We start from the raw sequence: 13,141 nt of genomic DNA, 5'->3' as shown, positions 1-13,141 counted from the left end.
ATGTCAAAACTATATCATGAAGTTAAAAACTTTATGATAAATTAAAACCTCTCAAACGGCCAATTTCCTGTATTATTACTTGTTGTTCCTGATTTAGTAGAATAATAGCTTCAATTAATTCAGGAATTGCATCATCTATCGCATATAGCTTATCAGAAAGTAGATTATAAGTGATACTAAGCACTTTTTCTTCTATCTCTCCTAAAAGTAACTTCCGATTTAATTCTCTAATTAATAAATCTTCCTGCTTTTTTTCTGTTATCATCTAATCACTCCTATAAAATATTTTTATACCTATCTCCATTTAACGTAATGACAAATAATATCATTAGCTGATTAGCGTCTTGTTCGTTTTTGGAATTAAACAAATTGATTCAAGTTTATAATGTATGTAACTATTCTCCATATTTTATTTTCGATGACGAGTCGATGACGACTTCATTATTTTATATGTTTTCAATGCTTAATAGATTTTCTAAAAGCTTTGATTTAATAAGGTTTATAATCGTATATATCACTTATGTTTCTTACAATTGTCCTTGACAGGGTAGAGGTCGTTGGTTCGAGCCCAATCGGAATCATAAATCGCAGTATCACGTCATTTTGCTCAAAGTGTTAGATGACATTTTGAGTGTAGTGTTCCGCCTTCTATGCGTTGATTAAAATTAACGCATAGAAGGCTTTTTTATGGCGCTATAGGCGTTGATATGCAAGGCAACGCTCTGTCTCCATTGCTAGTAATATAGAATTCACCTGATATTATCGCTTTTCTGTACAGATGTATAGAAGGGCGATTTTTTAGTGATTACTTTATATTTAATTTCTGTTTTTTTATGTTTGCAATGATTTAATAACTTCCCTTCATCTCCTTCTTCCTGTAAAATAAAGTAGTTCTATTAAAAAACAATAAATAAAGAAAGGAAATAAAATAATGTTAGCAAAAATAAAAGCCTATCGATTTCCGCTTATTCTTTTAGCTTCTATTATTATTGGAGCAATAATCGGATTAATATTTGATGAACAGGCAACAATTATAAAACCTCTCGGAGACTTATTTATTAATCTACTGTTTATGATTGTTATCCCGCTTGTGTTTTTCTCTATCTCATCAGCAATTGCCAGCATGGATAGCATGAAGCGGCTAGGGAAAATCATGGGATCTATGATTACGGTATTTATAATAACTGGTGTGATTGCATCTGTATTTATGCTTGTTGCTACAGTTATTTTTAAGCCGGGTTCAGGAGTAGATATTCCTTTAAGTACTCCTGAAAATATAGAAGAACAAAGTTTGGGAGATCAATTAGTCAATACATTTACTGTTCCAGATTTTGTTGATTTATTCTCAAGAGATAATATGATGGCCCTTATTGTTATTTCGATTCTAGTTGGTGTTGCAACAGGGTTGACTGGAGAAAAGGGGAGACCTTTTGGTAAATTCCTGACCAGTGCCTCGGAAGTATTTATGAAACTTATTCAGCTTGTTATGTATTATGCACCGATTGGATTAGGGGCTTACTTTGCATCCTTAGTAGGAGAATTTGGTACGGCTCTTATTGGAGATTATGCAAAAGCTGCTATTATCTATTACCCAGTTTCTATTTTATATTTCACTATTGGTTTTACACTATATGCATATATCGCTGGAGGGAAAAAAGGAATAAGCCGTTTTTGGAAGAATATACTTGGTCCAGCTGCGACCTCATTAGGCACAGGAAGCAGTGTTGCTACTATCCCAGTTAATTTACAGGCTGCAGACAGGATTGGTGTTCCAAAAGATATCCGAGAGACAATCATGCCACTTGGTGCATCGATTCATATGGATGGCTCTTGTCTGTCAGCTATGTTAAAAATTGCCTTTATCTTTGGTGTGTTTAATCAGGACTTTACTGGGATTGATACATTTTTAACTGCCATTGGTATTTGTTTGCTCTCTGGGATTGTTATGAGTGGAATTCCTGGAGGTGGGTTTACGGGGGAACTGATGATTATCGCATTATATGGATTCCCAATTGAAGCCTTGCCAATCATTACCGCTATCGGAGTTGTCATTGATCCGCCTGCTACGATGGTTAACTCAACAGGTGATACAGTATCCAGTATGGTTGTTGCAAGACATATTGAAGGAAAGGACTGGATGGAAAAAGCTGATGTTGCCAGGACTTAACTAATAGAAACAAGACGCACAAAGTTTATGATTGCGTCTTGTTTTTTTATTTACGAGTAAGAAAGTGGAGAAATTAGAGCAGGGATTAGCTAACTTTGTAGTAAGGTATTTTTTATACTACGAAGATGGAAGAAGATATAATATAGTATGAGACTGGGATTTAAGTATTCATTTGTGATAATTGCATTATATGAATTCTTGGTTGCAAGCAGAGATTTCTTTTCAAGATTGTTGGTTTGAATTTATTTTATCAAAAGTCGGAAGTTTTGCAATAACATGGTGTAAAATTGGCAGCGTAGGTAATAACACCATAGACATACCTAGTGGGAGGTTCGGAAAGTTGGATAACTCTTGGTACAATTGGCAAATTGATAAAACTTATGCTATCTGAACTAGTTTTATCTAATCGAGTTAAAGAGAACAAATCGTTTCATTTTCTCAGTACCCTGTAAGATGATTGATAAAATACAAAAAACCTTAGAACATTGATGGAACAATGTTCTAAGGCTTTAGATGTTATTCTCTGCAAAGAATCAAAATTAACGAGAGTAGAATTCAACGATAAGCTGTTCGTTAATTTCAGCTGGAAGTTCAGAACGCTCAGGATAGCGAACGTAAGTACCTTCTTTTTTCTCAGCATCAAAAGTAGTGTATTCTGGTACGAAGTTATTTACTTCAATAGCTTCTGTAACGATATCTAGCTTTTGAGATTTTTCACGAAGAGCGATTGTTTGACCAGGTGTTACAGAGTAAGATGGGATATCTACACGAGAACCATCTACTGTAACATGGCCATGGTTAACTAGCTGACGTGCTTGCTTGCGTGTACGAGCAAGACCAAGACGGTAAACAAGGTTATCAAGACGAGATTCAAGAAGAATCATGAAGTTCTCACCATGGATACCTTTCATTTTACCAGCTTTATTGAATAGGTTGCGGAATTGACGTTCGTTCAATCCATACATGAAGCGTAATTTTTGCTTCTCTTGCATTTGCAAGCCATATTCAGATAGTTTCTTGCGTTGGTTCGGTCCATGTTGACCAGGAGCGTAAGGGCGTTTATCTAATTCCTTACCAGTTCCAGTTAATGAAATGCCAAGACGACGTGATTTCTTCCATACTGATCCAGTATAACGTGACATAGGACATTTCCTCCTTTATGTTTTATTTGCATAAAATAAAACGCGCGTGATCGTTTCGTTGTTCATTTTGTTTTCATGTACCATCGCTCCAGTAGCAGAGAGTTACACGATACACCTTTAAAAGCTTTATCTTAAAAAGGAACAAAATGAGTGCAAGCGTCGACTCACTTAGGCCACCTTATTATTTTACACAAACTCTAGTATATATTTTGCATGCAGCTCTGTCAACCGCAAATAGAAGAAAAAATAAATAGAACGACTTAATATCTGTTTTGCATGCCATTATTTTGATTTTAAAAGTGAAAAAAAGTTCATAATGAAACGCTATAAGTTATAATGAAGATATTTAAGGCTGTACTATGAATAATAGTGGAAATCTGTACTTATAGTGCGTATTCAAAAAGGAGGATAAAAAGGACCAAGAAGTTCGAGGCGGCGTAACTCCCCGTACCGGAACGTATGCAAGTAATACGTGAGGAACGGAAAAGCAAGCCAACGAGCTTCCTAAGGATGAGGTGATTTCTACGTTGCCCACACGACGGGGGCGGTTTTAGTAGAAGTTCCTTTTCCTAAAGTGTCATTTTTACCGGACTTTTTGAACAACCTCTTATAAATGTTTTTCAAGATGAGCAACAAATTTTTCTAAGCATTCTTGATCAATAGAATCAAATCTATCTTTATTCGGACTATCAATATCTAAAACACCGATTATCTCGTTGTTGCGATAGACAGGAATCACAATTTCAGATTTTGATGCACCGTCACAAGCAATATGACCAGGGAATTGGTGTACGTCTGCGATACGTTGTGTTTTCTTTTCAGATACCGCGGTACCGCAAACCCCTCTGCCAAAAGGAATACGGATACATGCAGGAAGACCCTGGAAAGGTCCAAGCACTAATTCTTCGTTCTCTGTTAAGTAAAATCCAACCCAGTTTACTTCGTCTAAAAATTGGTTGAGAAGGGCAGAAGCATTTGCTAATAGTGCGGTTTGGTTCGTCTCCCCTGTGGATAAGGCATCTAGTTGCTTGATAAGAAGCTCGTAGTCTTTGGTTTTTTCTCCAGAATAATCAAGTTGTTGAAACATTTCGTGTTACCTCCTAAAGTAGCAATCGTTTTTGGGTAAAAGATGACATACAACGACATAAACGCAATAATTGTCGATAATCGATTAAAGGATTTATCCCCTTCTTTGTCGTAAATGAATAGAGTAAGGAGTTGAATGATGATGAAAAATAACGTAACCAAACAAAAAGTAGTTGATGCTGCTTCCTCCCTATTCTTTCAAAAGGGATTCCATGGGACTTCCGTGCGTGATATTGCTGATCGAGCTGCTGTAAATGTTTCTTTAATAAGTTATTACTTTAAAGGAAAACAAGGACTATTAGAATACGCTGTAACAAATTACTATGAAGCATATCTAGCTGCAATGGAAGAATCACTGGAAAAAACAGAAGGTAATCCTCCTATGTATCGATTAAATGAATTGATTTTTTCAATTATACATTATAAGCAAATGCATCATCAATTAACATGTTTTATTCAGCGTGAACTTTCGCTTGACTCTGTTTTTGTTAGAGAGATGACAGTTACCTACTTAGCGAAGGAGAACTATTATTTAAAGGAACTGTTTCAAGAAACCATTGGTTCAAATGTAGAACAGGATGAAAAACGGTATTTATTTATGCAGTTAAAAGGAATGTTAATAACTCCATATATTTTGCATACTGACTGGAAAGATCAAGTGTTAGGTACATTTGCTCACGAACAATTTGTTAAAAAATACACTAAAAGCATCCAAAAATGGATTCAATTTAACGCGAATGAGTTACAATCACTAAAAGAGTGAAGAATTTTAATCGACTTTTTTCTACATAATCATAAAAAAGTAATAAATCAGTAAGAAAAATGTATTTTCTTTAGCCAAAAGGGCGGAATACGTGATATTATAAAGGATATATTCGTGCGATAATTAGAGTTATTTATATAGATGTTTATTGGTTGGGAGGCAAAGTATGGCTGTCGTAGTAGGCATAATTTTAGCGGTTATTGTATGTTTAACAGTTGCTTTAATTGTAAGAAAACGGGTTTACGATCAGGTAGACCTAATAGAAAAATGGAAATTGGATATTATGGACAGAGATGTTGCAAAGCAGATTGGAAGAATTAAAGCGCTGAATCTATCTGGTGAAACATTAGAAAAATTTGAGGAATGGAAGAAGCAATGGGAAGATATTGTCACCAAATCCTTGCCGGATGTGGAAAAATATCTCATGGATGCAGAAGAGGCAGCTGATCGGTTCCTTGTGCCCAAAGCAAATAAGATTTTAAAAGAGGCTGAAAAACATCTCCAAAATATTGAAGCAGAAATAAAAGAAATTATGAAAGAGTTAGAAGAATTGCTTCTTGCAGAAAAAACAGGTCGTGATGGTGCGGAGGAGTTAAAGCCAAGAATTAAAGGATTAAGAAGTTTGCTTTCTCAATCCAGGTATCAATACGGAAAAGCAGAAAAACAGTTTGATGAGGAAATAGATAAGCTGGAAGAAGTATTGGACCAATATCAAGAATCTGTTGAAGACGGAGATTATTTACAAGCGAATGACATTATTCATGACTTAAAAGAAAATGCAGATGCGTTAGAAAGTAAATTAGATACATTTCCTGATTTGCTTAAACAAGTAAAACAAGAGTTGCCATCTCAATTAACCAATCTTTCTGCTGGAATGAAAGAGATGAGACAAGATGGATACCGAATTAGACACTTAGGATTTGAAAAAGAAATCATTACATATCAGGAACAATTAAAGGATATAGAATCTCAGCTTGAAATAGCCGATACAACAAATGTGGAACAGCAGCTTCAACACATGGAGATGCGTATTACAGAAATGTATGAAGCGCTGGAAGGCGAAGCGATAGCGAAGCATTATATGGAACAAAAAGGGCCAGAGTATGAAGATTCTGTAAACCAAATAAGTGCTACGTATGAAGCAACAAAGCAAGAAATTGAAGACATTAAAAAAGCTTACCACGTAGAAAACGATGATATGGAACGTTTTACATCCATGGGGAAGACAATTAAAGCGTTAAAAGAACATATAGAAGCATTGCATGTAAGCCTAGAAGATGATAAGCAATCACATTCCGAATTAAAGCAAGAAATTGAAGAAGGATTTAAGAAGATTGAACAACTGGAAGAAGAGCATGAATCCTTTAAGAAATCCATTGCAAATTTACGGAAAGATGAGTTGGAAGCAAGAGATAAGTTAGTGGAAATGCGCTGGCAGATCACTGATTTGAATTGGAAATTAAAAAAGAGTAATATACCAGGTGTACCAAATTTTATATGGACGCGTTTTGAAACAGCAATACAAAAAAATGAGAAGGTCATGGAGGAATTAGACACATATCCATTAGATATGAACAATGTCCAACAAGCGTTATCAGAGGCGAAGAAAGCAATAGAACAAGCTTATGAGCAGGTGGATATGATGTTGGATCAGGCTTATTTAACAGAGCAAGTGATTCAATATGCCAACCGCTATAGAAGCAAACATCCTGAGCTTGATAACAAGCTGAAAGAGGCGGAAAGGTTATTCCGTAATTATGAATACGAACTTTCTTTAGAGCATGCTGCGAAAGCGATAGAAGAGATTGAACCAGGATCTTTAAAGAAAATTGAAGCTTACCAAATGGAAACAAGTAAGTAAATATAGTGATACTCGCAGTTAAGACAAGAAACTACAATCATTTACTTAACTTGCTCAAAGTTAAAACAGAGTTGACATGCTGCAGGTAAGTCGTTTTTTTACTTTGATTTGGGAGAAGTTATAGATGTAATTACATGAGAAATACGATTTAAGGCTGTCGCTAAGGATAGGATATCTCCTGTTGCTTAGGTCAGCCTTACATTTTTGTTAAAAAGCAGGTGGAAATCTTGATATATTTTGATAATAGTGCAACAACCAAGCCTCATCCGGAAGTGATTGAAAGTTTTACAAAAGCAGCAGCCCATTATTTTGCTAATCCATCGTCTATCCACCCCTTAGGCGGACAAGTGGAAAAATTATTACAGGCTGCAAGACAGCAAGCAGCTGATTTAATGGGTATTCCTAAGGAGACAGTGGTTTTTACTTCTGGTGGAACAGAAGGAAATAATACAGCCATTAAAGGGGTTGCTCTTGAGCATCAATCTCGGGGGAAACATATTATTACCACCAATGCAGAACATCCATCTATTCAGGATACTTGCAGAAGTTTAGAGCAATTAGGCTTTGAAGTAACTTATTTACCAGTATCTGCTGAAGGGATGGTTTCTTCAGAAGATGTGGAGAGGGCGATCCGAAAAGATACCATTCTTGTTACGATGATGCAAGTGAATAATGAAATTGGTTCTATTCAACCGATTGATGAGATCGGAAAGATGTTAAAAAAATATCCAAAAGTATTGTTCCATGTGGATGCCGTGCAGGGCTTAGGCAAGGTTCCGTTAAACCTTGCCAATGCAGGCATTGATCTCTGTACCTTTTCTGGACATAAAATTCATGGGTTAAAAGGAACGGGTCTTTTGTATGTAAATCATACGGCGAAATTATATCCCCTTCTTCATGGAGGAAGTCAGGAATCTGGCATCCGCTCGGGGACAGAAAATGTCGCTGGTGCTGTTTCATTTGTAAAAGCATTGCGTTTAGTTAAAGAAAAGCAAACTAATCAGAAGGATAATGTTTTAAAAAGATTGCATGATAAGCTTATGGAAGAGCTCAAGCAGATTGAAGATATTGAAATAAACAGCCCTGTTAATGGAGCAAATCATATCGTTCATTTTTCCGTGCCTGGCATCAAACCAGAAGTTATCATTCACAGCTTAAGTCAAAAAGAAATATATATTTCAACAAAGTCTGCATGCTCCTCGCGGGAACAAACCGAGAGCCATGTATTAGTTGCTTGCGGGAAGACGAAAGAAGTTGCATCCGCAGGCTTGCGCATAAGTTTTTCTTATGAGAACACGGAAGAAGAGGTAGAAGTGTTTGTAAAGGAATTAAAAAAAGCAATTCAACAATTTAAAGAAGTATTGAGGTAGATAGATATGCAATATGATCATATATTAATCCGATATGGAGAATTAGCGTTAAAAGGAAAAAATGCAAAACAGTTTATATTAAAGCTTCATGATAATATTCATCAAAAAGTGAAAGATTTTGATGGTGTGAAAGTAATGCGGACACAAGGTAGAATGTTCGTCTTGTTGAATGGCCATGATCCAGAACCCATTGTGGAGAAATTAAGAGATGTATTTGGCATTCATAGTTTAAGCTTAGCAATTCGTGTAGAGAATGATGTTGAAGAAATAAAAGAAGCTGCTCTTTATGCTTTAAAGCAAGAAGTGGATGTAAAAACATTTAAAATTAGCGTCCGTCGTACGAAAAAAGATTTTCCAAAACGATCTGGGGAAATGAACCATATATTAGGAAGTCATTTATTAACAAATACAGAAGATATTACAGTCGATGTCCACGATCCTGATTTAGAAATCAAGGTAGAAATTCGTAAAGAGGCAACTTATATTACTAGTGGAACGATTCGATGCCGCGGGGGACTGCCGGTTGGAACTTCTGGTAAATCATTATTATTATTATCAGGGGGGATTGATAGCCCGGTAGCTGGATTCTTAGCAATGAAAAGAGGCGTTCATTTAGAAGCAATTCATTTTCATTCTCCTCCATTTACAAGTGATCGTGCCAAACAAAAAGTATTGGATTTAGCGAAACAACTTACGAAATATGGGAAATCAATTACAGTGCATATTGTGCCGTTTACGAAATTACAACAAGAAATTTTTAGAGAGATGCCAAATGACTATGCAATGACGATTATGCGCAGGGTCATGTTCCGTGTCAGTGAACAGGTCTGTAAGCGTGAAGGTATCCTATCTCTAACCACGGGAGAGAATCTTGGACAGGTAGCAAGCCAAACGATGCAAAGCATGCATACCATCAATGAAGTCACTAACTATCCAATCATTCGTCCGTTGGTCGCGATGGATAAAGATGAAGTTATTCAGATTGCGCAGGATATTGGAACGTATGAGACGTCCATTTTGCCGTATGAAGATTGCTGTACAATCTTTGTGCCGAAATCTCCAAAAACAAAACCTAAAAGAGATAAAGTGAATTATTATGAATCAAAATATGACTTTACGCCGTCTATTGAAGAAGCGGTGGAAGGAATAGAAACAATCAAAGTAACAGAGAAAACGATGTTTAACGAAGATTTTACGGAGCTTTTTTAAAACTAAAAAAGGATAAGCTGAATCACGCTTAGATTGACTTTCTTCCCTTTCTTTACGTTGAAAATAGAAAAAAGTGCCATTAAATTCGATGAATGATATCACCCCGCTTGGCACATTCTATAAGTACCAAGGAGGTGAACAACATGGCAAACAATAATTCAAATCAATTAGTTGTTCCAGGAGTGCAACAAGCACTTGATCAAATGAAATATGAAATCGCTCAGGAATTTGGTGTTCAACTTGGTGCTGACACAACTTCTCGCGCAAACGGATCTGTTGGTGGAGAAATTACGAAAAGATTAGTAACAATGGCTCAACAGCAGTTCAGCGGAACAAAATAATCAAATTATAATATGAATGGCTGGCTGTCTCCGCTAAAGCGGAGGCAGCTTTTAATTATTATGATAAAAGATAGCGCAAACACTAAAAAGGTGTGGACGCTATCTTTTTTGCACGTTGGATAAGGTTTTATCCTTGTTTTGCATGAGACTGGTAATTGCAGCCCGATGGAAGTGTGTAAGCGTTTTGGCTATTATAAAAATGTTCGCTGCACACGATTCCAGAATGTGTTGTTTTTCATTTTTACTGTTTTAACCACGGTTTCATCCATTTCTATATCAACGTGATGAATACGCTGTACAGGCCAAGCTTCATTATCAAGACTGATAATTGGATAATCATTGCCATCTTGAATAACTTCTAATCGTAATTTTCTATCTTTGCTTAAAATAAAAGAAGATCCTAGTGTACGATAACTATTATTATTTAAAGAAGCAACCTCAGATACTTGAAAACCAGAAAGCAGAGGGTCCATTACTGCTCCTTGCACAGATTTGGAATAGGCTGTACTTCCAGTAGGAGTGGATACAATCATGCCATCTCCGCGGAATGTTTCAAAGTGTTCTCCATCTATGTTGACATTAATGACAATGGTTTTAATAATACTGGAACGCAATGATACCTCGTTTAAGCAATAAAAAGCTTTTTCACCATCAACACGTGCTTTAATCGCTGGAAAACGTCGTACTTCAATCTTTTTATTTTTAATTGCCTCAATCATTTCATCAAAACGTTCTACGCTGAAATCACAATATAATCCAACTTGTCCGTCATTGGCAATACCGGTGTAAATAAAATCCTGACGAAATCCAGTTTGGCGAACTGCTTGTAAAAATGTGCCGTCCCCGCCAACGCTGACAATAATCGAAGCGTTCTCAGGCTCGGTGACAACATGTAAATCGTTTTGCTCAGCAAGCGATTTTAGATGTTCTATATTCTTTCCTTCTATTCGAGGATGATAAAAAAAGAAAATATTATTACGATTTGACATACGATAACCTCCAAACAAAAATTTATAACATTGTTAAGTAACTCAAAATCTATATAGAGGCTTGGCTCGTACTTTTTGTCTTTAACATTGGAAGACAAAAGAAGGCTTAACCCCTAAGGCATGGATTTTATCTATCTCCATCATAACACTTTCGATATGGCTTTTCGCCAAAGATGTTTAAAAGAAAATGAATTGATTATATTGAATACGGAAAACTAATGTCGTATTTTATTTTGTCATTTATTTCATTACTTGGGAGAGAGGATTATGGATAGCTTATACATCGTATTAATAATTATCACAGTTATTATTTTCATTATCGTTCTTTTATATCAAAGTAAATGGTCTATTAAAGTGAACTATCGATTTCCAGAAATGAGAGGCGTGCAGGTTTCTGTTTATTTTTATAAATGGTGTGTGCTACGGCGGATGCACTCGTTCCCGGCAAATCATAAAGGAACGGAAATAGAATTTATGACCTTTCATAAGCGTTTGCCGCTAAAACAGCTCCATTTATTAAAAGACATACGATTTCAACCATTATTAAAGGAAATAAAGCTGCTTGAGTTCAATTGGCTTACTAAAGGCGGGACAGGAAATGCTTTTACGACTTCTGTTGCTAGCGGGACAATTTGGGCAATGAAAGGATGGCTTATTGGATATCTCGCGCAACGTCTAAAGCTTTGTAAAAATCCACAAATAGATGTTCAGCCTGATTTCGAAAGAACTAGTTTAGAAACGAGTTTTTCATGTATGATTTCCTTTCGCTTAGGTAAAACTATTCTGGGAATCATGCACGTTTTGAAATAATAAGGAGGTAAGAAAGAGGATGACAGAACACCCGATAGAAGGATTAATGTCTAGCGCGATGAAAGGCATACAAAAGATGGTGGAAGTAAATACAATTATTGGAGACCCTTTAAAAGCTCCAGATGGAACAGTTATTATCCCTGTGTCAAAAGTTGGCTTTGGTTTTGCAGCTGGTGGAAGTGAGTTTTTGCCGGCAGAAGTAAAGTCTGGTGACTTTGAAGAGCAAGAAATTCCATTTGGTGGAGGTAGCGGGGGAGGAGTCTCTATCACCCCTGTTGCTTTCTTAGTATTAAAAGAAGGAAATATGGAGTTAGTGCATATGGATCAGCATACGCACTTATATGAAAAAATCATTGGTTTACTTCCGGAACTTTTTCAGCAATCAGGCTTATCAAAAAAAGGAAAGGATGAAGAAAAGAAAGTCGAGCAGAAGAATCAGGTAAAGAATGAAAAGGGTGACAAAGATCAAAAACAAGCTTCCGATCAGGATTCAGAGAAAGATAAAGAAGGGCTGGAGTCCATTCTGAATCGTTTTGAAATTTAAATTGGTAAATAGTAGCTATGAATGGACAGTTGTCTAAACAAGTCTCATAATAGAATAAGAATTGTAAAGATGGGGAGGAGACAAATAATGCCAAAACATGTTACATTTAAACAAGAAACTGTTACGCTATTAGGGGAAGAGCAAAAGGTGGGAAATAAAGCACCTGACTTTACTGTAGTAGCTAATGATTTATCCGAGAAAACACTTGCTGATTACAATGGAAAAGTTAAATTAATCAGTGTAGTGCCTTCTGTTGACACAGGAGTATGTGCTGATCAGACAAGACGCTTTAATGAAGAAGCTGCAAATCTTGATAACACGGTTGTTTTAACAATCAGCATGGATTTACCATTTGCTCAAGGACGCTGGTGTGGCGCTAATGGAATTAAAAACGTTGAAACACTATCTGATCACCGCCTAGCAGATTTCGGCAAGAAGTACGGTGTATTGATTGAAGAACTTCGTCTATTATCTCGATCAATCTTTGTAGTAGATGAAAATAATGAAATTACTTATGTAGAATATGTTCCGGAAGTAACGAACCATCCAAACTACGATGCCGTATTAGAACATTTAAAAACAAAATAATAGAATTAAAGGCATGATTCTTTTTGAGTCATGCTCTTTTAATAAATAAAAAAATACAGATACAAAGTAGCCGATTCCATGGGAAGTGCAAGCCTATGGAAGAGGATTCCCTGCTCGCTGACACCCCCTATGCCAGAATATACGGAACTTTTCTATTATACAAAATTTACATAAGTAACATCCTTTTTGCGTGGTAGCAAATATTTTATATGGAAATAATGGAATATCTTTTACATATGACAAAAGAATTGTTAAAATAGAAAGTTGTCAG

General features: G+C 36.1%; 13 protein-coding genes. 9 read left to right on the top strand and 4 right to left on the bottom strand.

What is annotated here, in order from left to right:
- Positions 1–31: 31 nt before the first annotated feature.
- On the bottom strand, positions 32–265 hold the full coding sequence (locus KI343_RS05350; protein WP_212925403.1) for a hypothetical protein: 234 nt from the start codon (positions 263–265) through the stop codon (positions 32–34).
- 666 nt (positions 266–931) lie between these two features.
- Between KI343_RS05350 and KI343_RS05345 the strand changes: the two genes are divergently transcribed.
- Positions 932–2,167 carry a dicarboxylate/amino acid:cation symporter gene (locus tag KI343_RS05345; protein WP_212925402.1) on the top strand — a complete coding sequence of 412 codons (1,236 nt, stop codon included), beginning with the start codon at positions 932–934 and terminating at the stop codon, positions 2,165–2,167.
- A gap of 539 nt (positions 2,168–2,706) precedes the next feature.
- Here the strand turns inward: KI343_RS05345 and rpsD are convergent.
- On the bottom strand, positions 2,707–3,309 hold the full coding sequence (gene rpsD / locus KI343_RS05340; protein ID WP_212925401.1) for a 30S ribosomal protein S4: 603 nt from the start codon (positions 3,307–3,309) through the stop codon (positions 2,707–2,709).
- A gap of 607 nt (positions 3,310–3,916) precedes the next feature.
- Positions 3,917–4,396, bottom strand: a complete 480-nt coding sequence (locus KI343_RS05335; protein WP_212925400.1) for a GAF domain-containing protein — start codon at positions 4,394–4,396, stop codon at positions 3,917–3,919.
- 141 nt (positions 4,397–4,537) lie between these two features.
- On the opposite strand from KI343_RS05335, the gene refZ reads away from it, so the two are divergent.
- The 5 genes from refZ to KI343_RS05310 all read left to right on the top strand — a co-directional run bounded on the left by refZ (position 4,538) and on the right by KI343_RS05310 (position 9,939).
- A complete protein-coding gene (gene refZ, locus KI343_RS05330) occupies positions 4,538–5,158 on the top strand; it encodes a forespore capture DNA-binding protein RefZ (RefSeq protein WP_212925399.1) in 621 nt (206 codons plus the stop codon).
- Positions 5,159–5,324: 166 nt separating this feature from the next.
- Positions 5,325–7,019, top strand: a complete 1,695-nt coding sequence (ezrA, locus tag KI343_RS05325; RefSeq protein WP_212925398.1) for a septation ring formation regulator EzrA — start codon at positions 5,325–5,327, stop codon at positions 7,017–7,019.
- 227 nt (positions 7,020–7,246) lie between these two features.
- Positions 7,247–8,389, top strand: a complete 1,143-nt coding sequence (locus KI343_RS05320) for a cysteine desulfurase family protein (RefSeq protein WP_212925397.1) — start codon at positions 7,247–7,249, stop codon at positions 8,387–8,389.
- Between the two features lie 6 nt (positions 8,390–8,395).
- Positions 8,396–9,598: a tRNA uracil 4-sulfurtransferase ThiI gene (thiI, locus tag KI343_RS05315; protein ID WP_212925396.1), complete on the top strand. Its 1,203-nt coding sequence runs from the start codon at positions 8,396–8,398 to the stop codon at positions 9,596–9,598.
- A gap of 143 nt (positions 9,599–9,741) precedes the next feature.
- The gene (locus KI343_RS05310; protein WP_212925395.1) at positions 9,742–9,939 is read left to right on the top strand and encodes an alpha/beta-type small acid-soluble spore protein; all 198 of its coding nucleotides are present in this window, start codon (positions 9,742–9,744) and stop codon (positions 9,937–9,939) included.
- Positions 9,940–10,130: 191 nt separating this feature from the next.
- Here KI343_RS05310 and KI343_RS05305 read toward each other — a convergent pair whose 3' ends face one another.
- Positions 10,131–10,928, bottom strand: coding sequence for an NAD kinase (locus KI343_RS05305; protein ID WP_212925394.1), 798 nt, complete (start codon positions 10,926–10,928; stop codon positions 10,131–10,133).
- A gap of 267 nt (positions 10,929–11,195) precedes the next feature.
- On the opposite strand from KI343_RS05305, the gene KI343_RS05300 reads away from it, so the two are divergent.
- From KI343_RS05300 to tpx, 3 genes are all read left to right on the top strand, one after another.
- Positions 11,196–11,738 carry a DUF2953 domain-containing protein gene (locus KI343_RS05300; RefSeq protein WP_212925393.1) on the top strand — a complete coding sequence of 181 codons (543 nt, stop codon included), beginning with the start codon at positions 11,196–11,198 and terminating at the stop codon, positions 11,736–11,738.
- 19 nt (positions 11,739–11,757) lie between these two features.
- Positions 11,758–12,282, top strand: coding sequence for a GerW family sporulation protein (gene ytfJ / locus KI343_RS05295; RefSeq protein ID WP_212925392.1), 525 nt, complete (start codon positions 11,758–11,760; stop codon positions 12,280–12,282).
- A gap of 87 nt (positions 12,283–12,369) precedes the next feature.
- Positions 12,370–12,870, top strand: a complete 501-nt coding sequence (gene tpx / locus KI343_RS05290; RefSeq protein ID WP_212925391.1) for a thiol peroxidase — start codon at positions 12,370–12,372, stop codon at positions 12,868–12,870.
- The last annotated feature ends 271 nt before the right edge of the window (positions 12,871–13,141 follow it).

The sequence above is a fragment of the Oceanobacillus sp. J11TS1 genome, from assembly GCF_018333215.1.
Lineage (GTDB): Bacteria > Bacillota > Bacilli > Bacillales > Amphibacillaceae > Oceanobacillus.
This window is presented reverse-complemented; position numbering and strand designations above follow the sequence as displayed.